Raw genomic sequence first — 21,851 nt, forward strand, 5'->3', positions numbered from 1 at the left:
CCCTCCGCGAGAGCGGCAGCCGTGTCGGGCAGGGACCCGGTGTGCAGGCCGGTGGCCAACAGGGCCAGCCGCTTGGCCTCATCGGAATGGATGCCCCACGCGTGAGCCAGGTAGGCACCCGCGTTTTTCTGGCCGCCCTCTTCGAGCAATTCACCCGAGGCTTCCATCCGCGCGAGCGGGGCGAGCATCGCGACCGTGAGCTCGTCGATATTGGCGTGCACCGCCTCGATACGCTCCAACACACCAGCAGCCGCACCGAACGGAATATCACCGCCGAAGGAGGCGATGACCTCATCGGCCGCAGCGCCCAGCGCGGCAACGGCCGCGTCGGGGGCCGTTCCTGCGCTGGGTGCTGCGGTGTGGTCCGTCATGCTTCCATTCTAAAAGAAGCATCTCTGGAAACGGCACTATCCCCAAGGGTGTAAGACCCTTACCTTGATCTACGAAGCCGCCTCGGGGTTCTCCTTAGATATTCCCCGAAAATGGCCTTGTGGATAACTCCACCGTCCCGCTTTCCCGCGATAAAATAAGAAGGGCCGAACCGCGCGCACGCCGGCTTGCCCTGGCCTCGATGCGTCACCGGGAGTGCCGGGGCCAGTCGTTGGCCGGTGCCTTCGCAGGAGCGAGCGGCCGCGCACACACCTGGCCCGGTGGTCGCAATGTGGCCACCACAGGGGGTTGGCTTTTGGGACCCCACTTCTTTGGCGACCGGGCGCCGGGGTGGAGGGGTTCGTCGATGAGGGTCGGGTGAGCCCGGCGTCAAGGGTCGGAGCGCACACCCCGAGGCGCCGTGGTCAACCCCGCAGAACGCCGCCACCATCCCCGCAAAGAATCAGGTGTGTGTGGCGCCGAAGCGGGTTGCGCGTAGACCCGGCCGGGCTAAAATCCCGACCCCGACGAACCACGGTCCCCCGGCACCACAAGAACCCTCATTCCGAATAAACCCAATCCCCCCGTCCCCGAACCCCGATCACATCAACGAACCCCACTCCGCGACCCCGAAATCCAGAAACCCCCGAACTCTGCTGCCCAGGATCCATAGGTGGCGCATGCCCAACCAGGGGAAGAACAAGACCTCTGTGAGCAGTACAACTGGGCCGCGGGCTCACCCGCGGGACGTGACCGGGGCAGTCGGAACAGGACCCGTCTCACCGGCCCCCGCCGAACGCCTCGTGCAGGGCCGCCCAGCGATAGCTGCTGAGAGCGGCGGGTGCTCGGAAGAGGAATCGAGGGACCGCGCCGCTAGAAGCGGCGGTCCCGGATGAAGACAACGCAGATACCCACGGTCGGGGAGCTTAGCGGAGGGTCCTCGGACGACGCACAGGGTTTTTGCCGGGGCCGGCCACACGTGGTGCCCGTCCCGGCCCGGATGCCCGCGCCCCGTGCCGGGGGCAGAATATGGGCATGGACCAGCCGATGACAGCGCCCGCGTCCGAACCGGACGGCGAGAAGGCCACCCTGGCGCGCGTGACCGGTGAGACCGGGGGAGACCTCGTGCTCCGCCGCGTGGGGGCGCACTACGAGATCTACAGCAACGGGCTCTTCCTCATGGACACCCGGGACGGCACCTCCGAGCGCGAGATGGTGCGCGCGAGCCTGGCGGCCCTGCCGCGCGGGCGTTCCCTGGCCCGGGTCCTGATCGGCGGACTGGGTGTGGGATTCTCCGCCCGCGAGGCGCTCGACCACCCCCGCGTGGCCCGTGTGGACGTGGTCGAGCTGGAGCCGCACGTCATCGACTGGCACGACGGCGAACTCGGCGAGGCCGCCGGACACGTGCACCAGGACCCCCGTTGCCGGGTCCACAACGCCGACCTCGTCACGTGGCTGGCCGAGGCCTCCGAGGCCGAGGAACCCGAGCGCTACGACGCGATCTGCATGGACACCGACAACGGCCCCGACTGGACCGTGGTCGAGGGCAACGGCCGCCTCTACAGCTCCGACGGGCTCGACCGCCTCGTCCGGCTGCTCGCACCCGGCGGGGTCCTGACGTTCTGGAGCGCGAACGAGGTGGCGGCCTTCGAGACGCAGCTGCGTGACCGGTTCGCCTCCGTGGACGTGGTCGAGGTCCCTGTCGCCCGAGGTGTGCCGGACGTCGTCTACGTCGCCACGGCCCCGCACTGACCCCGCCGGGCTCTCACACGCGCCGGGACCTCACGCGTGGTTGCGGGCCATATAGGCGGTGAACTCCGTCAGGGACACCCGGTCGTCGCCGTCGGAGTCCATCTCGCGCACGGCGGCGACGGCCTGCTCCGGGGTGCTCTCCTCACCCAGATTGCTCATGAGGGAGAGGAACTCGTCTGCGGAGATCAGGCCGTCGCCGTCGCTGTCCACCAGGGAGAAGGTGGCCGCGTAGTCGGTCTGCTCGGACATGGGGAACGCTCCGGGGATCGGGGGCGGGTCCCGGGAAGGTTACCGCCCTCCGACGCCCGGCCGGGCACCGTGCCGCCCTACTTCCCGATGGAGGCGCGCGACCCGATCCAGCGGGCCGCGACCGTGAACACCAGCACCAGCGCGAACAAGCAGAGGGCCGCGCCCCAGGCACGGTCGATGCCGGCCTCGAAGGGCTGCGCGGCACCGCGGTAGAGCTGTAGCGGCACCGAACCCTGCGGCTCACCCTGGAAGGCCGTCACGATCAGACCCGAACCGAACGCGGTCAGCATCAGCGGTGCGGTCTCGCCGATACCGCGGGCGATCGCGAGCATCGACCCGGTCGTCAGGCCGGGAGCGGCGGCCGGCAACACCGTGCGCATGATGGTCTGCCACTTGCGCGCGCCGAGGCCGTAGCTGGCGTTGCGCATCTCATCGGGCACCAGCCGCAGCATCTCCTCCGCCGACCGGGTCACGATCGGCAGCATCATCACACCGATCGCGACGGCACCCACGAAGGTACCGAAGCCCAGGCCGCCCCAGCCGATCACCAGCAGCCCGTACACGAACAGGCCGACGAAGATCGACGGGATCCCGGTCATCACGTCGGTGAAGAAGCGGATCGAGGCCGTCAGCCGGTTGGGCCCGTACTCGACGACGTAGACGGCGGTGGCGATGCCGAACGGGATCGACATGAGGATCGCCAGCGCCATGATGTAGAGCGTGCCGATGAACCCGGCCGCGTACCCGCCTCCGTCGCGGCGCGGGGGCGGCTCGGTCTCGGTGAAGAACCCCAGGTTGACGACGCCGATGCCGCGGTTGAGCACCTCGAAGATGATGAGGAACAGCGGGACCATCGCCAGGACCATCGCCCCGGTGAGGACGACGGTCGCGGAACGGTTCTTGAATCTGCGCAAGCCGGAACCCGGGGGCAGCTGGCTCAGCGGTGCGGGCGCCGACGCGGGTCGGTCGGTGGTGGGGGCGCTCATACGGCGGCGTCTCCCTTCGTCTGCCCCAGACGCCAGACGATGACGCGGGCGAGGATGTTGATGACCATCGTGACCAGGAAGAGGGCGACGCCGATCGCCATGAGGGCGGTCCGGGTCTCGGGGTTGGCCTCACCGAAGGTCGCGGCGATGTGGGAGGCCATGCTGCTTCCGGTACCGAAGAGGCTGGCGCCCCAGGACTGCGAGCCGCCGATGAGCATGAGCACTGCGATGGTCTCGCCGAGCGCGCGGCCCATGCCGAGCATGGCGGCGGCGACGATGCCGGAGAAGCTCGACGGCAGCACGACCTTGGTGATGACCTCCCAGCGGGTGGAGCCCAGTGCGTAGGAGGCCATCTGCTGGTCCAGGGGCTGGACGACGATGACCTCGCGCACGATCGCGGTCATGATCGGCAGGATCATGATGGCCAGCACGATGCCGGCGGGCAGGTATCCCACCCCCAGCACGGGTCCCTCGAAGAGGAAGAACCATCCGAGCAGGCCCTCGAGCCACTCGAAGAAGGGCCGCATCACGTTCGGGAGGAACCAGTGCAGGCCCCACAGGCCGAAGATGACGCTGGGCACCGCGGCGAGCAGCTCGACGGTGTAGGACAGCGGCTTGGCGAGCCGGGTCGGAGCCATGTGGGTCAGGTAGACGGCGACCATGATCGACAGCGGCAGCGCGATGACGATCGCGATGGCGGCGGTGATCAGGGTGCCGTAGATGAAGGGCCAGGCCCCGTAGGTGCCGGTGATCTCGGTGCGTGAGTCTCCGCTGGTCCACTCCTCGCCGAAGAGGAACCCGAAGAAACCCTCCTTGGCGAAGACGGGCCAGGCTTCGGCCGTCGTGCGGATCACCATCAGGGCCAGGATGATCAGGACGAGTGTCCCGCAGCCGGCGACGACCCACTTGAAGATCGGGTCGGCCAGTCGGCCCCGGCCGGAGGTCAGCGTCCCCCTCGGGCGTTCCTCTGGGGCCTGCGGGGCCTCGGGGGCCTCGGTGGGCATGTGCTTCTCCTCAATGGCTTTCGTGGGAGCGGAGAGCGTGAACTGTGTACGGCGGGGCCGGGCTGTGTGGCCCGGCCCCGCCGAAGGGGATCTACTGGTCGCCGTCCTCGGCGGAGTCCTCCTCGGAGTCCTCGTCCTCGCCGTCCTCGGAGCCGTCGCCGTTCTCGGAGTTGGTGCGCTCCAGCTCGGCGATGACCCGCTCGGTGAGCTCGTCGCCGAGGGGCGCGTAGCCCAGCTCGCCGGCGATCTCCTGCGCGGACTCGTCGGTCAGGGCCCAGGTCCAGTAGTCGACGAGAGTGTCGGTGGTCTCCTGGTCGTAACCGCAGGTGTAGGTGAAGATCCAGTTGGTGCCGGCGATCGGGTAACCCGAGCCACCGATGTCGTCGATGTGGAACTGGAAGTTCTCGGGAACCTCGGCCTCCTCGGAGGCGGCGATCGTCGACTCGGTGGTCGGCTCGATGGGCTCACCGTCGGAGTTGACGACGTGGGCGACCGACAGCTCCGACTCCTGGGCGAAGGACTGGTTCACGTAGCCCAGGCCGCCCGGGTTCTGGGTGATGCCCTGTGAGACACCGTCGTTCTGCTGGCCGCCGACCAGGCCGGAGGGCCAGTCGAGCTCCTTGCCCTCTCCGTACTCCTCGTCCCAGGACTCGACCTCGTGGGCGAGGTAGTGGGTGAACACGGCGGTGGTGCCGGAGCTGTCGGAGCGGTGGACCGGAACGATCTCGTCGCTGGGCAGGTCCATCTCCGGGTTGAGTTCGGCGATCGCCGGGTCGTCGAAGGTGGTGATGTCGCGGGAGTAGATCCCGGCGATGGTCTCCGCGTCCAGGGCCAGTCCGTCCAGCTCGGGGTTGTTCATGGCGATGACCACGGAGCCGAAGGTGACGGGGAACTGGAGGGCTTCACAGCCGCGGTTGTCGGCGGCCTCCTGGAGGGCCTCGTCGTCGAGGTACTCCTCGGAGGAGCCGAAGTCGACGGTCTCCTCCATGAACTGCTCGATCCCGGCACCGGAGCCCACGCTCTGGTAGTTGATGCTGGTATCGGGCTGGACGTCGTTGGTGTACGTGTAGATCCAGTCCTGGAAGAGCGGGTCCGGGAAGCTGGCGCCGGCACCGGTCAGAGACCCGCTGAGGGCGTCTCCACTGGTGTTGGCGTTTTCGGTGTCCTCGCCCCCGCTGCTGCACGCGGCCGCGAGCAAGGGGATGGCCGCCAGAGTGGCGAGCTTGGAACGCCCGTTGCGCATGTCCTGTTTCTCCTCGTCGAATCACCACTGTCGGGGCTGACAGAAACGACATTAGGAGCAGATAAAGACGCCTGGACATCGCGATCGGGACGAGATGGTGGAAAGCCGGTGAATGGGCAGTGAATCGATGTCACTAATCGATAACGCATCGAGCGGGGGGTATTTTCTGTGGTGGCCTGTTGCCCTCTCGAGGGGCGCTGTCCACCTGCAGGAACGACTGAAGCACCGGCGTCGGGCGCCGGTGCGGGTGTTTTTCTCGTGCGTTTTCTGCCGCGGGTTCAGTTCACGTGTGCGTTCATTTCATCGCAGAGGGTGTCGGGGAAATGAACGAAGTCACACGGTGGCCGGAAACACGTTTCCGGCCACCCGGTGAGGGGCGTTCGACGGGGATCATCCCCCGCTGCCCGCGTCGAGCCGGTAACCGACCCCGCGCACCGTGTGTATGAACCGGGGCCGCGCCTCGGAGTCACCCAGTTTGTGCCGCAGACGGCGGATGTGCACCGCGATCGTGTTGTTCACCGGAGGCAGGGGTTTGTGCCAGACCTCGGTCCACAGTTCCTCGCGGTCGACCACCCGGCCGTCGTTGCGCAACAGGAAGTCCATGATCCCGAACTCGCGCAGGGCCAGGTCCACCGGGGCGCCGTCCACGAACAGCCGGTGCCCGAGCGTGTCCAACTCCAACGCCCCCGCACGGACCACCATCGTCCCCGCTCCGTTCGTCTCACCGTGCTCACCGGGGGGCAGGGAGCCGCGCAGCAGCGCGGCCAGCTCCGGGATCCTGTACGGGCGGCTGACACATGCCGTCGCACCCGCGGCCAGGGCCCGCACCGCACGCTGCGAGTCACCGGTCCCCACCCCGATGAGGATCGGGATGTCGGTGACGCGCCGCGTCACCCGCACCAGGGTCTCCAGCTCCACTTCCGGCGGATCCGCGTTGGTGAGCAGAGTGTCGGGGCGAGCCATCCCCACCCGCAGCAGGGCCTCGGCGCCGTCCACGCACACGGTGATGTCCACGTCGTGGCCGCTCAGTGACAGCACGAGCTGGTGCGATTGCTCCGATTCCGGTTCCACCAACAGCACCCGGAGCGGGTCCCCTGCCGGCCCCGACACGTCCAGTGCCTCCGTGGGTCCGGGGATCGATGGCGTGACAGCGGGCATGGGGGTCCACTTCGTCGAGGGGATGTGCGGTCCCGGGGCGAGAGGAGGGTCAGCCGAAGCGTCCGGCGATGTAGTCCTCGGTGCGCTGGTCGGCGGGCCTGCTGAAGATCGTGGAGGTCTCGTCGTACTCCACGAGGTTGCCGAAGCGGTCCCCGGCCTCGTCGACGGAGGCGGTGAAGAAGGCCGTGCGGTCCGAGACCCGCGCCGCCTGCTGCATGTTGTGGGTGACGATGACGATCGTGTACTCGCTCGCGAGCTCGTACATGAGGTCCTCGATCTTGAGGGTGGCGATCGGGTCCAGTGCCGAGCACGGTTCGTCCATGAGGATGACCTCGGGGTTGACCGCGATCGTCCGGGCGATGCACAGGCGCTGCTGCTGGCCGCCGGACAGCGCGAACGCGTTGTCCTTGAGCTTGTCCTTGACCTCCTCCCACAGGGCGGCCTTGACCAGGCTCCGCTCGACGATCTCGTCCATGTTGCCGCGCATGCCGTTGATACGGGGGCCGTAGGCGACGTTGTCGTAGATCGACTTGGGGAACGGGTTGGGCTTCTGGAAGACCATCCCGATGCGGCGGCGCACCTCGATGGGGTCGACCTCGGGGGCGTAGAGGTCCTCGCCGTGATAGGTCACCCGGCCCTCGACCCGGGCACCGGGGATGAGATCGTTCATGCGGTTCAGGGTGCGCAGGACCGTGCTCTTGCCGCAGCCGGACGGGCCGATCATCGCGGTGATCTGCTGAGGGTCGACCTTGAGGTTCACGTCGCGCACGGCCCTGTTGGTCCCGTAGACGATGGACAGGTCGGACACCTCGAAGACGGGCTCGCCCGACGCGGGCCTCTTCCGTCCGTGCGCGGCGGTGTCGGGGCCGGCGCCCGGCTCGGCGTCACGAGGGTTCGCGGTGGTGTTGCTGGCAGACATGGAGCCACTTCCGGGGTCGGGCTGCATTCGGGGCGCAGCGGGAAGCTGCGCAGTCATACCCATACAAAGGGGTCAGCATGAAGTCCCGGTGAACGAGCTCCGTGGCAAGAGTGAACGTGGGAGGTGGAATGGGGGTGCCCGGTCACCGAAGGTGTGACCGGGCGTCACCGCCCCGTGGGTGTGCGTGCCCGCGGCCCGCTCCCCCTCCTGGAGCGACGAAGGGACCGGTCCCCACACACCCGGCGGGGGACCGGTCCCGTGACGCCGCTCGGCAGCGGATCAGCCCTGCTGATCGTTCTGCTGCTCGCCTTCCTGGCCGTCCTGCTCGTCGATCTTCTGCCGGACCTCCTCCATGTCCAGCTCCTTGGCCTGGGTGATCAGGCTCTCCAGAGCCTCGGCAGGCAGGGCACCCGGCTCGTTGTAGATGACGGTGCGCTCGCGCACGATCATCAGGGTCGGGATGGACTGGATCTTGAACTCGAAGGCCAACTCGCGCTGGGCCTCGGTGTCGACCTTGGCGTGCACGATGTCGGTGTGCGTCTCCGAGGACTTCTCGAAGACGGGCGCGAACTGGCGGCAGGGGCCGCACCAGTCCGCCCAGAAGTCGATGAGGACGAAGTCGTTGTCCTGCAGCGTGTCCGCGAAATTGTCCTTCGTGAGCTCGACGGTGGCCACGTGGTCTCCTTGAGTGTTGGGCGTCGCCTACCCGGTCTTACTACCAGGCGTGAACCCCCGTGAGCATCAGCTCCGGCGGCACGCGACCGGTCGCGGTCGATCAGGTTCTTGCGACAACACGGTCACCTGCGGGCCGCATTCCAACGGAAGCCGGGACGCCCCTGCCGAGGCCCGTGGGCCGGCCGATCACACCGTCCCTACCAGTTCGGACGGGAAGGAGGAGGTTGACTGGGGGTGAGACAGGAACCCGCGACAAGACCAAGAGAGAAGGGCATGATGGAGACCGGGACACCGGAGCACGGGGGAACGGCCGGGGACGCCGGTGCCGGAACCGTCGACTACCGGTTCACCCTCGCCAACGAACGAACGTTCCTGGCCTGGGTCCGCACCGCCTTGGCCCTGCTCGCGGGCGCCGTGGCGGTCCTGCATCTGTTGCCCTTGGAGTGGAGCGAGGCGACCCGCACAGCCGTGGGACTGCTGCTGACGCTGCTGGCCGGGGTCATCACCGTCTACGCCCCGGTGCGATGGCTGCGGGTACAGAAGGCCATGGGCCGGGGCGCACCGCTCAAACTGAGCATGTTGCCGCTCATCACCACGTTCGTGGTGGCCTTGGTGTCGCTGCTGGTGCTGTTGGGGAACCTGCTGTGAGTACCTCCGGTCCACGTACCGATCCCGGCCTGCAACCCGAACGCACCCTGATGTCGTGGCAGCGCACCCTCGCTCTCGTCCTGGTGGTCGGACTGCTGCACATGCGGGGCGCTCTGGTGCCGGGGGAAGCGGCCGTCCCCGAAGCCCCGCCCCAGGTGCGGGTGGTCCTCATGGTGGCGCTGCTGATCGTCTTCGCCGTCGTCTCGACCCACCTGTGGGTGCGCTGGCGCCGGAGCACCATGGGCACCCGTGACCCCGTGACGGGCGGGACGCCGACCAACGTCGCCCGTCCCTGGGCGATGCTCCTGCTGTGTGCGGTGACGCTGGGGATGAGCGTGCTCCTGCTCGCCACTGTGTTCCTGCAATGAAACGGACCGCGCACGGGGGCGGCCCCGTCGGGGCACTCGCGGGTGCGCCCCGGCGGGCCCGGGACCGGGGCCGCGGCCTCTCCGAGCGACCGGGCCCCGCAGCCGTTCGCGCCGTCTACACGGGGGCCGTGGCCGCGGTCGCCGCGGCCGTCACCGGCTCGGCCGCCGCATCGAGCCCCGAACGCCGGTGGTCGACGATCGAGTGGATGATGGCGTCGAGGTCGCGGGTGGGTTCGTAACCGATGAGCCGCCTGGCCAACGAGGTGTCGGGGTAGCGGCGCTGCATGTCCTCGTACCCCTCTCCGTAGGCCTGCTCGTAGTCCGTGTAGGTGATCGGGCTGTCGGCCCCGGTGAGCTCCACGACCCGGTCGGCCAGCCCCTTGATCGAGATCTCCTCGCGCCCGCCGAGGTTGACGGCCTGGTTGAAGGACTGCGGGGTGTCCATCAGGCGCGTCATCGCCGGGACCACGTCGAAGACCGAGCCGAAGCAGCGCCGCTGGGCGCCCGTGCCGTACACGGTGATGGGCTCGCCGGCCAGGGCCTGGTCGACGAAGCGCGGCACCACCATGCCGTAGCGGCCGGTCTGGCGCGGGCCCACGACGTTGAAGAACCGCGTGATGACACACGGCACGCCGGACTCGGCGCCGTGCACGTAGGCGACCAGTTCGTCCAGGCCCTTGGCCGCGGCGTAGGACCAGCGGCTCTTGGTGGGCGAACCGTAGATGCGGTCGTCGTCCTCCTTGAGGCCGTCGGCGTCGTTCTTGCCGTAGACCTCGCTGGTGGAGGCCACCATGTAGGGCACACGGTGGCGGACGGCCGCCTCGACGATGTTCTCGGTGCCGTGCAGGTTGGTGCGCAGTGAGCGCAGAGGGTTGTCCACGATGTTGTAGACACCCACGGCGGCGGCCAGGTGGTACACGGTGTCCGCGTCCGAGACGAGCTCGTCGATGAGCTCGCGGTCCAGGATGTCGCCCTGGACGAAGGAGAAACCGGGCTCCTCGCCGAGCTGGGCCAGGTTGGCCATGGACCCGGTCGACAGATCGTCGACGACGGTGACCTGGTGCCCCTGGGCGATGAGATGGTCGCACAAGTGCGAACCGATGAAACCGGCTCCACCGGTGACTACGGCCTTCATTGTTCCCCTCCACTGCAGGCGGTGTGTCGTTCTGTCATTTCTGTCGGAAGGTCTGGTCCCTCGTGGGGAATGCGGTCGGTGGACGGTCGGCCGGTTCACAACAGGTGGCGCAGAACGTGGTAACCCTCGCCGTGGGCGACCCCGGCCTGCATGCCGCGCAGGGCTGCGAGGCTGCGCAGGGTCAGCTCCGATCGGGTGTGCGGGTGTTCGTGGCTCTGGGACCCGTACATCTCCATGCCGCCGAGCTTGGCTTCGACGTCCCGTTCCCGGAGCTCGACGATCAGGTTGGGCGGGACGACCGCGTCGGTGCGCCACTGGTCGGCGGCTTCCTCGTAGGCCAGGACCAGCCTCGGGTGGTGGCGCAGCCGGTGGTCGGAGGGCCGCAGCGACGTGTGTACCGCGTCGGCGACGACCTGGTGGTCCTGGTTGTAACTCGTGTGGTGCGGCGCGATGACGACAGTGGGTCGCAGGCGCGTGATCGACAGGGGGCTGTCCCTCTCGATGAGTTGGTTGAGGTCGACTCGGGCCACGGTGTCCAGACGCAGGTGGTACTGGTCGCCGGGCAGGGCCATGTGCCAGTCGTCCCAGCGGAAGTGGTCTGCGACCTTCTTGATCTCGGTGCGGCGTTCCTGTGCGGTCGAGAAGCCCTTGGGCGATTGGTCGGCGGTGTCGCCAACCGTGAAGAACTGTACGAACACCTCGGCGCCCGCGTCCTTGGCCTTGCTCATGAGGCCGCCGCAGCCGAGTGTCTCGTCGTCGGGATGGGGCGCGAAGATGAGGACGCGCTCTCGGGACCAGTCCGTCGTCATTTCCAGTTTCCGTCCTTTGATCTCTGGAGGAGGCGACTGGGGGGGATTCAACGCAGCGGGGCGGTCCCGATGCGGTCCGGGTCGTGTCGGCTCGTGTTGTCGTACGGGGCGGCAGGTGTGTCAGAGCGGTCGCCGGGCGCTCCGGAGCAGCTCGAGTGACGCCGGTCCCGCGTTGAACAGCAGATCGATCGCGGCCAGGTGCGAGGTGAACCCGTCGGATCCGCCGCTTCGCTGCGGGTAGACGGGGTGCTCGAAGTCCTGCCACTCGACCTCGACCCCGTGCTGTTTCAACAGGTCGGCGTCGAGGTAGCCGCGTGCGCCGTCCCCTGACAGCAGGGTGTCGGCGTCGACGGCGTTGCACACCTGGGCGATGAGTTCGCTCTTGCGTCCGGTGAACTCCCCGAGCCGGCTGGCACGCACAACGGGTGTGTCGATCCCGAAGGCTTCGAGGAGCAGGTGTGTCGTGGCGATGGACAGTTCTGCCATGTGATCCCATCTCTGCTCGTAGAGACGGGAGGCATCCTCGCGGTATTCATCCAGGTACGGCGCGCTTCGGTAGCTGTGGTTCAGGAGCGCGCGATGGTGCTTCATCCTCCATTTCTGTGTGTTGTCGATCTGCTTGTCCAGGATTCGCTCGTCCCGGGCCGTCTGGACGACCGGAACCGTGAGAAGTTGCCTGCCGCCCTCTCCAGCGACGTAGTTTCGGTTCTGCCAGCCCCGACGTTCGAACTGGACCGTGTCCAGTACGACATAGACGTCGGAACGGTCGATCTTGTCGATGAGCCCCAACCAGGGCAAATAGTGCGGCTGGTGGACACATGCGATTCTCCGGCCTGGTGTTTCGTGGAACGTCTCATCCGCCACGGCGTGTTGACTATGTGACGTAAGGGAAGTACAGGGCGATTTGGACAAAAATGGACCTGCCACGCCGGTGATTCTCCTCCGTCGTACTGGACAAGTAGGCGGTACTGCCGCTTCCGGGCGACCAGGATAAACCGGAGACAGTCGTAACCGTTGGAAGCCCACCGCACATATCTTCTAATGGGTGGCAGCAGATGCAAGCCCTTGCAGAAGATTTGCGTGGCCTCCATAGGCCACGAAGGCATGTGAACCCAACAGTTCCGCGAGGCGTCAACCTAACGCCGACTTTGCGGGTTAATGTCGGTCCGAAACCCAGAACTCTCGAGAGGTTCCAGGACTGTGCGAAGCGTGCGTTTCACCGCTGGTGTGCTGGTCGGGTTGGTAGCCCTGGCTCTGGCCACAGCTCTGTTCGTCTACTGGTTCGACTTCGCGACGGGTGTCGCGGCGGCATCCGGGCTGGGCGCCCTCGGCTACGTCTTCCTGTGGCTGGCCTTCGGGGTGAACCTGCTGCTCTGGACGGTCGTCGGGCTGCTGCGCCTGGGTGAGGACTCGGTGCGTTCCCTGGTCGCGCGACGACGTCTCGGTGCCCCCGCACGGACGGCGGTCGAGCGCGAACCGGAGCGGGTGCTCGTCGGCGCCGGCGGCTCGGGGCCGCCTCCGGACACCGACGAGGACGGTCCGGAACAGATCGAGGACACCGCCGAAAACCCCGGCTCGGGCGAGGGCACCCTCGACCCCGCCGACCTGTCCATCGCGGTGATCATCCCGGCGCACAACGAGGAACCGGTCATCGAGGCGGCGATCGGTTCGGCCCTGGGCCTCTTCGACCGCTGGGACGTCTACGTGGTCTCCGACGCCTCCTCCGACACCACCGCCGAGATCGCCGCACGCACCGGCGTCAACGTCCTGGAGCTGCTCAACAACCGCGGCAAGGCCGGGGCCATCGAGGCCGTCATCGAGGAGTTCGCCCTCACCGACAACTACGACGGCGTGCTCATCCTCGACGCCGACACCGAACTGCACCCGAGCTACGTCGAGGGGGCCAGGCGCCAGCTCGCCGAACCGGACGTGGCCGCCGTCGCCGGTTTCGTGGTCTCGGAGTGGAAACCCGACGGGCGCAGCTTCATGGGGCGCCTCATCTCCGCCTACCGTGACCGCCTGTACTTCATGCTCCAGTACCTCATGCGCTTCGGGCAGACCTGGCGCCATGCGAACGTGTCCTTCATCGTCCCGGGCTTCGCCAGCGTCTACCGCACCAGCGCCCTGCGCGAGATCGACATCAACCCCGAGGGCCTGGTCATCGAGGACTTCAACATGACCTTCGAGGTGCACCACAAGCGCCTCGGCCGGATCTCGATGGAGCCCGACACCAAGGCCTACAGCCAGGACCCCTTCACTCTGCGTGACTACTACCGCCAGGTCAGCCGCTGGACCCTCGGGCTCTGGCAGACCATCCGCCGCCACAAGCTCTGGCCCAGCAGCTTCTGCGCCGCGCTGCTCCTCTACGTCCTCGAGGTCGTGCTCGTCTCACTCGTACTGCTGGCGACCGTGCTGGTCGGGGCGTTCGTGGTCCTGGGCACCTTCGGGGGCGACGCCGTCCTGGCACTGCCCTTCTTCGAGGAGGGCTTCACCGCGGTCACCGCGTTCCTGCCGCTCACCGCGGTGCTCGTCGGGCTCTTCGTGCCCGATTACATGCTCACCTGCCTGATGGCGATGGTGCGGCGGCGCCCGTCCTACCTGGTCTACGGGCTCTTCTTCTTCCCGATCCGCATCATCGACGCCTTCCTCGCGCTGCGCACGATCCCCAAGGCGTGGACGGCCCGCTCCGACGGCCGCTGGGCCAGCCCCGTGCGCGCCAAGTAGGCGTGCTCCGCGCGACCCTGTGATCCGGCGCCGGCTGGGTCGGCCCCGGATCGGGGTGGTCACGGGCGGCGTTTAGCCTCGTGGGGAGAGGCCCTGCGGCCACCCCGCGGAGCCTGTGATCGTCGCGAAACGGGTGAGGTAACGGTGGACAAGAGGCGCGTGTCGTTCGCTCTGTACAGAGTGCTCGCCTACGTCACGGGTGTGTTCCTGATCGGGCTGGTGTTCGTGGCCATGCCCGCCAGGTACCTGGTGGGAGAGAGCTCGATGTTTGCCCTCTTCAGCGCACCCCAGGGCTGGGAGCACTGGTTCGGCCCGGACACACCCCTGGTCATGTACATCACCTTGCCGCACGGATACGTGTACATGGCCTACGTGCTCGTGGTCATCTGGGTGGCCCTGGACCGCCGCTGGGGCGCCGGACGCACTCTGGGCGTCGCGCTCTCGGGCACCGTCCCGGTCCTGGGCTTCGTCATCGAGCGCCGCATCGTGAAGCAGGAGCAGGCGAAGGAGGAAGCCGTCGTGGAGGGCGGCTCTCAGGAGCCCGCACGCACCGGTTGACCCCCGCCGTCGCCGTCGTCCGACGAGGCCCGTTCCCCTTCCGGGGTGCGGGCCTCTTCCAGTTCACGGCGCATGAGGATGATCCAGAAGACCAGCGCGGAGACGCCGAACATCCCCCACTGGACCGAGTAGCTGAGGCTGCGCCAGTTGACCGTGACACCCTTCGGAGGCTCTGGCGGCGGCACCGGCTCGAGGCCGTCGTTGGCGGGGTCGCCCTCGGGCACGACGATGTAGCCCTCGTACATCGCGTCGTGTTCCCACTCCTGCAGGAGCACGGCCGGGGAGATGCGTTCCACCTGGCCCTCGGGCATCTCCATGGGGCGGATGCCGTCCTCGGCGGTCTGGGCCGGCAGCAGCCATCCGGTCACGGAGACCTGGCCGCCGGGCGGCTCGGGGATGCCGTCGGGGTCCTCGGTCCACCCCCGGTTGATCGTGATGGCCGCACCGTCGTCGGCGACCAGGGGGAGGACCACGTCGTAGCCCTCGACACCGTCCATGGCCCGCGGCACGAGGAGCTGGCCGTCGGCGTCGTACTGCCCGTCGGCCTGCACCGCGTTGTTGGCGATCCGGTCCGGGTGCATGTACTCGCCCGGTTCGAAGTCCTTCTCGACGGGGCGGGCCTCGGCGAGGTCCTCGACCGGGTTGGTGATGGTCTCCCGGTCGGGTTCGAAGGAGCGGACGACCTGCCATGTGGTGCCCGCGACACACACGGCCAGGACGATCAGGGCCGCCAGATGGATGCCCAGCCAGCGCGGATTCAGGAGCGGTGATCTCACCGTTCCAGGCTATGGGCGACCTGTGAGCGGACGCTCGTGACCCCTGGTTGACGATGGCCACACACGCTTGGTAATTCTCTGTTGGTCAATGACGGTTACTTTAAGTAGTTCTCCGTGACTGAGGGTTGTTATTCGTGGTTGGGGTGGGTAGTGTTCCTATCAACGCGGAACGACAAGATCGCTTCCGCGGAGAGGCCTTCCAGGCCGCGACTCCAGGGGGGAGGAGTCGCCGGCCGTTTCCCAGGCGAGGGTCGCTTCCGTACTTTGAGGGGGGATGCGGAAGCGACCCTCGCCGCTTTTTGTGTGGGCCGGGCCTCCCCAGGGGTGCCGACCCCGCGCAACCACAGGGCCCTGGTGGGTTCAGCCACACAAAGGGCTCAGCCCCAGAGCACGTGCACGGTGCAGGTTCTCCCCGGCCACAAGAGACCCAGATGCTCAACCACACAAAGGGCTGAGCCCCAGAGCACGTGCACGGTGCAGGTTCTCCCGGGCCACAAGAGACCCAGATGCTCAACCACACAAAGGGCTCAGCCCCCAGCGCAGGTGCACGGTGCAGGCTCTCCCCTCCCCCAAAGGCGACAGGTTCGCTCAGCCACAGTCCTCGCGCGGTGCGTCGCCCCTTGGGCCGAAGGCCCCCTGCGCGTTCCGCGCGGTGGTCTCCCCAGCCGTCTATACGCGGTCTCTGGACGCCCGGAGCCCCTCAACCACGTATGTACGGGGGAGCGTGAGCCCGCGCCTTGCCCTTGGCCTCGGCCGAGGGAAGGCCCCTTTCCACAGGAGTGGGAGAAGGCATGCGCAGAGCCGCACGCCAGGGGGTGTGGACCCCGGCCACAGACAAGCCCGGCCCCAGGAGCGGGGCACGGGGGCACCGAGGGAAACCACGAACACACCCTGAAAAAAGAAGAGAAGAGAGCCTGGAGGGAGGGAGGCCTGGCACCGTGCAGGTGCTCTGGGGCTCGGCTCTTTGTGTGGTTGAGCGCGGACACCCCCTGGGGCGGGGGCCTGTTTCTGTCTCTTCCGTTTTCTTGGGGTGAGGGGCCTTCCCCCGGTTGAGCCCAAGGTCTCGTGCGGGCTCGCGCGCTTCTGTGCCCGGATGGTTGGTGGGCTCCGGGCGTCCAGAGACCGCGTAGACGTGGTGGCTGAGGCCACCGCGTGGTACGCGCGGAGGCTCCGGGGTTTCTGTGGCACCGGGGGCGCGCACCCCGCGCAGATTGTGGCTGAGCAGACCTGCCCCCTGTGGGAGGGGGAGGCCCGGCGCCGTCGTGGGTGCTTTGGGCCTGAGCCCTTCGCGTGGTTGGGCGGGACTGAGACCTCAACTCGCACGGCGCTGCGCGATGCGGCGTTCGCGCTCCCGGCCGGCCTCCGCTCTGCTGCGGTGCCGCGCCGCGTACACACGCAGCGCCAGATTGATCGCCTCCACCTCCGACAGGGCCCCCGAGAACCTCATGGTCTCGCGCAGAGCGTCGGCGTCGATGTCGTCCCAGGTCGGGGTCACGTTCTCCTCCTCGGTGCCAGGGCGGCTCACCATGACACCCATGTTCGCGCATGCGCAGAGTGCTGCGTGCACTACCCCTCGTGTTGATGGAGGGCGCGTACGCGGACGGTGGTGCGCCACTCTCGGATGCCTGGAATGCACCGGATAGCCTGGCGGTCGAGTCGACCCGGAGGTGCGATGTCCGTGAACCCGCTCCAGTACCGGCTCGACGGGCCCAGCCACGCACCCGTCGTGCTCCTCGTCCCGCCGTTCGGGGCACGCATGTCGGTGTGGGAACCGCAGATGCCCGAGCTCACCCGGAACCACAGGGTCCTACGGATCGACCACCGCGGCCACGGCGGATCGGCCGTCCCGCCCGGGCCCTACCGGATCGAGGACCTCGCCCTCGACCTGCTGTCCGTCCTGGACACCGAAGGCATCACCCGCGTCTCGGCCGTCGGCGCGGGCCTGAGCTCGTCCTTGTTGGTGTGGATCGCCGTGAACTCGCCCCGCACCATCGACCGGCTCGTTTTGCTGGCCCCCGCGCCGCGCACCCCGCGGATCCACGGGTGGGATCGGATCGCCGAGCGTGCGCGTACCGCCGGCATGGAGGCCGTCACCGCCGACGTCGTCCTGCCGTGGTTCACGCCCGACATGTACGAACAGAGTGCCGAGGTGGCCACCGCTCTGGCCGACGACGTCGCCGGCCTCGATCCCGAGGGGTTCGTTTCCGTGTGCGAGGCCCTCGTCGGCATGGATCAGCGCGACCTGCTCCCGGAGATCAAGGCGCCCACGCTGGTGGTCTCCGCGGCCCACGACCCGCTGTTGCCTCCGGGGCACGGGCGTCGCCTGGCCGACGGCATCGCCGACGTGCGGTTCGAGATCATTCCCGGCGCTGCGCACCTGCTCGGGGTGGAACAGCCCGATCGGGTCAACGAGCTCCTGCTGGAGCACATCACTTCCTGATCCCTGAACCCATGGGCCCTGGCCCTGTGGCTCTTGCTACCGGCGCCGGCTTCGACGGTCGGACCCGGCTCCGGTAGCAAGAGCCCTGCGAGCGTTCTTGGCGTTTCAGCCCAGGAATCCGAACAGGTGGTACACGCATGCTCCGGCGGTGGCGGCGAGGGTGTGGCCGGCCAGGATCCATCCGGTGCGTCGGTGTGGTTTGCGGTGGTTGCCCGGGCGTCGCGGTGGCATCGGCGCGGGTGGTCGCGAGGGGCGGGGGCGTGAAGAGGGCTGTGCGCCGGGGCTGGGGTTGGTTTCGTTCGGTGTCCTGGGGCGCGGGATGGTGGGTGGGGCCGGTCGTGGGCGCGGTTGCTGAAGCCGGCGCGGAGGTGTTCGTTCTTTCTGGGTGTTCACTTCCCGGGCGTTCATCCAGGCGGGGAGTTCTCCGTGGAGTTGTCGGTAGCGCACGCGGGGGTTGTCGGCCATTTGGGCGAGCATGCGTGCTTGGTGGGTTCGCGGGATCCCGGGTTTGGTGAAGCGTTGGCCGTGGGGTGCGGTCAGGACCTGGTGTATGCCGGTCGGCAGTGTCGCGGTGCTCATCGCGTACCCCCGCAGACGCAGCTCGCGCGTGTGAATGTGAACTCGGCCCACAGCACCGTGCCGAGGGTGTTCGATGCCTCGGAGCGGGGCCAGGGGCGGGTGCCCCATTCGTCGGCCAGGTGGTGGATGAGCAGGAGGCCGCGTCCGGATTCGGTGGTTTCCCATTCCTCTGCTGATCGTTGGTCCACTTGCGGTGGGATGAATGGCCGCGCCGGAGGCCGGCCCGAGGGGCCTTCGTCGATGACGCAGAGCCGCATGGTGGTCTTGGGGCCCATGACGAGTGGGGTGGACAGCAGCCGGCTCACGGTTCCGCCGCGGTGCTGGGAGCGCGAGTGCCTGACTGCGTTGGCGAATGCTTCGCTCGCGCAGAGCTCGATGTCCTCGCGTGCCTGGCGCGGGATGCCGGCGAGGGTGGCCAGGTCGCCGCGGAGTTCGGAACGGAAGCGTGCGCAGGTGGGCGCGGTTCCGGGGTAGTGCCGGGCCTCCCATCGCCGTCCTGGGTAGGCGGGGGTAGGGGTTGGGTGGATAATGGCCATGTCGGTGACTCCTTGTTCAAGCATGGTCACTGGCGCGGCCCTGGCGGGTGGTGCTAGCACCCACCAGGGCCTTTTTTGTGGGCGGGTTCGTTGCCCTGCTCCACTGTCCACTTATGGTGATACACGAGGGAAGAAAAATCCATGACTTGCAAAAAACTAGACCGCTATAACCGAAAAGTGGAGTTTGCGCGTCTGGGATGATGGGAGGCAGGTTCGCTACATGCACGAGGAGACAGCCGTGGCCCAGGGTTCCCCCGTTCGCCGTCGCCATTTGGTAAGCCAGCTCAAGCGGCTCCGCTCTCAGGCCAAGCTGTCGCAGGAGGAAGTATCCAGGCGCATGGGATGGGACCCCGGCAAGATCATCAGGATCGAGACCGGCAAGTTCATCCGTTTGAACTCGGCCGATGTCTCTGAGCTGTGCCGTCTCTACGGTTCGACCGACGAACTGCGCGAGGACCTGGTCGACATCGCCAAGGCGTCCCGTAAGCAGAAACCCTGGTGGTTCCAATACAAGGACGTCAGCATCGGTGCCTTCTACGGGCTGGAGCACGAGGCGGCGAAGATTCAGCACTACACCGTCGGCTTGATCCCCGGTCTGCTCCAGCATCCGGACTACATCGAGGCGATGATGGCTCGGGGCTTCGTTCCGGACGAGGAGGAGCGCAGGCGGCGCGTGGAAGCGCGCATACAGCGGCACGCGAATGTCCTGGAGAGGGAGACGCCTCCGCGTATCTGGATGATCCTGGACGAGTCCTGCCTGCGTTGCATCATCGGCGGCCCTGAAGTCATGGCTGCCCAGCTCGATCACCTGCTGACCCTTGCGGCTCGGCCCTCGATCAACCTCCAGGTGCTGCCGGCGTCCGTGGGCATGTCCCGCACCTACGGGTTCTCGCTGCTCACTTTCGAGGAGAACGATCGAGCCCTGTTCGTCGACGTCCCTCCGAACGGACTCTTCTTTGAGGACCAAGCAGACATCGTGGAACACGAGATAGCGTTTGACCAACTACAGGCATCCGCGCTCTCCACGTCCGAGTCGCAGACCTTCCTCAAGACGCTGATCGACGAACACAAAAGGCCATCATGACTTCGAGCACGACTACCGATGCATCCTTTGTCCCTACCGGCCCGTGGCACAAGTCGAGCTACACCAACGATCGCGGAGAGTGCGTCGAGGTCGCAGAAGGGCCGGTCACTGGGGTCCGGGACACCAAGCACCGTGAGCTGGGTGTCCTGCACTTCTCTGCCGCCGAGTGGCGTGCCTTCCTGAGCACGGCCATGACCGACACTCGCTGAACCGCCCGGGCCGGGACTACCGGAGGCGTAGTGGGGGTACTGCATCGTCCAGGCGGGCTGGTGACCGGAAGGAGGGGAAGTGAACGTCTTGGACAAACGCTTTCTGCACGTAGGGTTCGCGCTCCTCACCTCTGGCAGCGTGCTGTTTGCTGCCTACGCCCCTGCGTGGTGGTCCGGAGTCGCCGGATATACGGCGGCGATGGCCACGTTGATCGTGTGGGCCGTATTCGCCGGAACTCTTTACCAGAAACAGAAGAAAGCCCCCGGGTAGGATTCGTTCCTCGCCCACCGTACCCGGTGCTCAGGTCTCCGTGCGGGTAGAACAACAGCTACCCGCCCCCTGACAGGAGACTCCCGTGGCCCAGTGCTCCATGTGCAAAGGCGAAGGCACCGTCGTGATCGAGTCCGACGGTGACGGCAGCGGAGGCGGGTGGACCCACCGTGAGGTGTCCACCTGCAGCGGATGCAACGGAGCGGGAGAAACGTGACGGCAGACCTCGATGCCCTCCACAACGTCCTGGTGGAGCGCCTCGACACCACCCCTGCGATCCGCGACGCGTTCGTCGCCCACCCCCGTCACCGCTTCATCCCGGACATGGTCTGGCCCGACGCGACCGGCCTTCCGCTGTACCGGACCGCTGACCCCGATCGGTGGGCGCATCTGGTCTACTCCACCGACGCGGTCACCACTCAGGCCAACGACGGCGGGTCCGGGCCGCGCAACGAGCCCAGTTCCTCGTCGTCGGCCCCGCAAGTGATGGCGGACATGATCGCTGCGGCCGGGATTCACAAGGGCATGCGTGTGCTCGAGATCGGTACCGGCACCGGGTGGAACGCCGCCATCCTGTCCGAGCTGGTGGGTGCAGAGGGTGAGATCACCAGCGTGGAGATCGATCCCGGTATGGCGGCCCTGGCCAGGGAACGACTCGGCGGAACCGGTGTCACCGTGCGTACCGCGGCCACACCTGCCGCCCCTGCCACCGGGGAAACCTACGACGCGGTCATCGCCACCTGCGCTGCGACCCGCATTCCGAACTCGTGGGTGGGCGCTCTCAGAGAAGGCGGGGCCCTCGTGCTGCCCTGGAGCCCGCACCCGGCTGCGCACAGCACACCGATCGCGGCGTTGCGGCGCCGCGGCGGCTCGCTCTCCGGGCCGTTCATACGTGAGGGAGCGTTCATGCGCGACCGCGCCCAACGCCCCGGTGAACTGCCCTTTCCCGGCCTCGGGCAGCCGGCCGCACAGTTGACACCTTTCCCGACCGGGTCGGCGGAGCTGATCGGCTCCGGGATGATGACCCAGTTGCTGCTCATGCTGCCCGGGGTGCGTCTGGGAACCGGCTTGCGACCTTTCCACGGCACACCCGACAGGATCGTCTGGGTGGGCGCGGGGACCGCGTGGGCCTACCTGTGGCCGGACGGCACGGTCACCGGCGGCGGCGACCGTGACTTGGACGGGGAGCTGGCGGCCGCCTATCGATTGCTGCGCGAGACCGGGATGCCCGGACTGGAGAGCTTCGTACTCGAGGCCGATCCCGCCCACGGCTTCTACCGGGTGGCGTGCGAGCCGCTCGGTCGGAGCTGGGAGCACCTCGTCGACACAGACGGGTGAGTCGTCGGTTCCCCAGAAGGT

General features: G+C 67.6%; 23 protein-coding genes and 1 pseudogene. 10 read left to right on the forward strand and 14 right to left on the reverse strand.

Annotation, left to right across the window (positions count from 1 at the left end; genetic code table 11):
• Positions 1-371: pseudogene (locus D473_RS24685) on the reverse strand (HNH endonuclease); the annotation flags it as partial.
• 1,033 nt (positions 372-1,404) lie between these two features.
• Here D473_RS24685 and D473_RS0110880 point away from each other — a divergent pair.
• Positions 1,405-2,121 carry a spermine/spermidine synthase domain-containing protein gene (locus D473_RS0110880; RefSeq protein WP_026126825.1) on the forward strand — a complete coding sequence of 239 codons (717 nt, stop codon included), beginning with the start codon at positions 1,405-1,407 and terminating at the stop codon, positions 2,119-2,121.
• Between the two features lie 30 nt (positions 2,122-2,151).
• On the opposite strand, the gene D473_RS0110885 is transcribed toward D473_RS0110880, so the two are convergent.
• From D473_RS0110885 to trxA, 7 genes are all read right to left on the reverse strand, one after another.
• Positions 2,152-2,370, reverse strand: coding sequence for an EF-hand domain-containing protein (locus D473_RS0110885; protein WP_017609100.1), 219 nt, complete (start codon positions 2,368-2,370; stop codon positions 2,152-2,154).
• A 77-nt stretch (positions 2,371-2,447) separates the two neighbouring features.
• Entirely contained in the window at positions 2,448-3,356 is a 909-nt protein-coding gene (gene pstA, locus D473_RS0110895) for a phosphate ABC transporter permease PstA (protein WP_017609101.1), read from the reverse strand.
• Positions 3,353-4,360: a phosphate ABC transporter permease subunit PstC gene (gene pstC, locus D473_RS0110900; RefSeq protein ID WP_017609102.1), complete on the reverse strand. Its 1,008-nt coding sequence runs from the start codon at positions 4,358-4,360 to the stop codon at positions 3,353-3,355. The genes pstA and pstC overlap by 4 nt, the downstream gene beginning before the upstream one ends.
• A gap of 91 nt (positions 4,361-4,451) precedes the next feature.
• Positions 4,452-5,603, reverse strand: coding sequence for a phosphate ABC transporter substrate-binding protein PstS (pstS, locus tag D473_RS0110905; protein ID WP_017609103.1), 1,152 nt, complete (start codon positions 5,601-5,603; stop codon positions 4,452-4,454).
• Positions 5,604-5,993: 390 nt separating this feature from the next.
• On the reverse strand, positions 5,994-6,761 hold the full coding sequence (locus D473_RS0110910) for a response regulator transcription factor (RefSeq protein WP_017609104.1): 768 nt from the start codon (positions 6,759-6,761) through the stop codon (positions 5,994-5,996).
• Between the two features lie 49 nt (positions 6,762-6,810).
• A complete protein-coding gene (pstB, locus tag D473_RS0110915; protein WP_017609105.1) occupies positions 6,811-7,680 on the reverse strand; it encodes a phosphate ABC transporter ATP-binding protein PstB in 870 nt (289 codons plus the stop codon).
• 279 nt (positions 7,681-7,959) lie between these two features.
• On the reverse strand, positions 7,960-8,355 hold the full coding sequence (gene trxA / locus D473_RS0110920) for a thioredoxin (RefSeq protein WP_017609106.1): 396 nt from the start codon (positions 8,353-8,355) through the stop codon (positions 7,960-7,962).
• Between the two features lie 276 nt (positions 8,356-8,631).
• On the opposite strand from trxA, the gene D473_RS0110925 reads away from it, so the two are divergent.
• Both D473_RS0110925 and D473_RS0110930 read left to right on the forward strand, forming a co-directional pair.
• Positions 8,632-9,003: a YidH family protein gene (locus D473_RS0110925; RefSeq protein ID WP_026126826.1), complete on the forward strand. Its 372-nt coding sequence runs from the start codon at positions 8,632-8,634 to the stop codon at positions 9,001-9,003.
• Positions 9,000-9,371 (forward strand): DUF202 domain-containing protein, encoded by a 372-nt coding sequence (locus D473_RS0110930; protein ID WP_017609108.1) that lies wholly within the window; start codon positions 9,000-9,002, stop codon positions 9,369-9,371. Before D473_RS0110925 ends, D473_RS0110930 begins: the two co-directional genes overlap by 4 nt.
• Before the next feature lie 115 nt (positions 9,372-9,486).
• On the opposite strand, the gene D473_RS0110935 is transcribed toward D473_RS0110930, so the two are convergent.
• From D473_RS0110935 to D473_RS0110945, 3 genes are all read right to left on the reverse strand, one after another.
• Positions 9,487-10,506 carry an NAD-dependent epimerase/dehydratase family protein gene (locus D473_RS0110935; RefSeq protein WP_017609109.1) on the reverse strand — a complete coding sequence of 340 codons (1,020 nt, stop codon included), beginning with the start codon at positions 10,504-10,506 and terminating at the stop codon, positions 9,487-9,489.
• A 95-nt stretch (positions 10,507-10,601) separates the two neighbouring features.
• A complete protein-coding gene (locus D473_RS0110940; RefSeq protein ID WP_017609110.1) occupies positions 10,602-11,315 on the reverse strand; it encodes a PIG-L deacetylase family protein in 714 nt (237 codons plus the stop codon).
• A gap of 120 nt (positions 11,316-11,435) precedes the next feature.
• Positions 11,436-12,113: a WbqC family protein gene (locus D473_RS0110945; RefSeq protein WP_017609111.1), complete on the reverse strand. Its 678-nt coding sequence runs from the start codon at positions 12,111-12,113 to the stop codon at positions 11,436-11,438.
• 402 nt (positions 12,114-12,515) lie between these two features.
• Between D473_RS0110945 and D473_RS0110950 the strand changes: the two genes are divergently transcribed.
• Positions 12,516-14,039, forward strand: coding sequence for a glycosyltransferase family 2 protein (locus tag D473_RS0110950; RefSeq protein WP_026126828.1), 1,524 nt, complete (start codon positions 12,516-12,518; stop codon positions 14,037-14,039).
• A 159-nt stretch (positions 14,040-14,198) separates the two neighbouring features.
• Complete coding sequence (locus D473_RS0110955; protein ID WP_017609113.1) at positions 14,199-14,597, forward strand: DUF3817 domain-containing protein; 399 nt, start codon at positions 14,199-14,201, stop codon at positions 14,595-14,597.
• On the opposite strand, the gene D473_RS0110960 is transcribed toward D473_RS0110955, so the two are convergent.
• Both D473_RS0110960 and D473_RS0110965 read right to left on the reverse strand, forming a co-directional pair.
• Positions 14,573-15,373, reverse strand: a complete 801-nt coding sequence (locus D473_RS0110960; RefSeq protein WP_017609114.1) for an SURF1 family protein — start codon at positions 15,371-15,373, stop codon at positions 14,573-14,575. The two genes, D473_RS0110955 and D473_RS0110960, sit on opposite strands and share 25 nt — an antisense overlap.
• Before the next feature lie 1,312 nt (positions 15,374-16,685).
• Entirely contained in the window at positions 16,686-16,910 is a 225-nt protein-coding gene (locus tag D473_RS0110965; RefSeq protein ID WP_017609115.1) for a hypothetical protein, read from the reverse strand.
• 135 nt (positions 16,911-17,045) lie between these two features.
• Here D473_RS0110965 and D473_RS0110970 point away from each other — a divergent pair, with 135 nt between their 5' ends.
• Positions 17,046-17,813 (forward strand): alpha/beta fold hydrolase, encoded by a 768-nt coding sequence (locus D473_RS0110970; RefSeq protein WP_017609116.1) that lies wholly within the window; start codon positions 17,046-17,048, stop codon positions 17,811-17,813.
• A 575-nt stretch (positions 17,814-18,388) separates the two neighbouring features.
• Here the strand turns inward: D473_RS0110970 and D473_RS0110980 are convergent.
• Positions 18,389-18,928: an ATP-binding protein gene (locus D473_RS0110980; RefSeq protein ID WP_017609118.1), complete on the reverse strand. Its 540-nt coding sequence runs from the start codon at positions 18,926-18,928 to the stop codon at positions 18,389-18,391.
• A 238-nt stretch (positions 18,929-19,166) separates the two neighbouring features.
• Here D473_RS0110980 and D473_RS0110985 point away from each other — a divergent pair, with 238 nt between their 5' ends.
• From D473_RS0110985 to D473_RS0111005, 4 genes are all read left to right on the forward strand, one after another.
• Positions 19,167-20,012, forward strand: a complete 846-nt coding sequence (locus D473_RS0110985) for a helix-turn-helix domain-containing protein (RefSeq protein WP_033353204.1) — start codon at positions 19,167-19,169, stop codon at positions 20,010-20,012.
• Positions 20,009-20,221 carry a DUF397 domain-containing protein gene (locus D473_RS0110990; RefSeq protein WP_017609120.1) on the forward strand — a complete coding sequence of 71 codons (213 nt, stop codon included), beginning with the start codon at positions 20,009-20,011 and terminating at the stop codon, positions 20,219-20,221. Before D473_RS0110985 ends, D473_RS0110990 begins: the two co-directional genes overlap by 4 nt.
• A 79-nt stretch (positions 20,222-20,300) precedes the next feature.
• Complete coding sequence (locus tag D473_RS27670; protein ID WP_017609121.1) at positions 20,301-20,492, forward strand: hypothetical protein; 192 nt, start codon at positions 20,301-20,303, stop codon at positions 20,490-20,492.
• A 213-nt stretch (positions 20,493-20,705) separates the two neighbouring features.
• Positions 20,706-21,830 carry a methyltransferase domain-containing protein gene (locus D473_RS0111005; protein WP_017609123.1) on the forward strand — a complete coding sequence of 375 codons (1,125 nt, stop codon included), beginning with the start codon at positions 20,706-20,708 and terminating at the stop codon, positions 21,828-21,830.
• Positions 21,831-21,851 lie beyond the last annotated feature (21 nt).

The organism is Nocardiopsis xinjiangensis YIM 90004, from assembly GCF_000341145.1.
GTDB classification, from domain to species: Bacteria; Actinomycetota; Actinomycetes; order Streptosporangiales; family Streptosporangiaceae; genus Nocardiopsis; species Nocardiopsis xinjiangensis.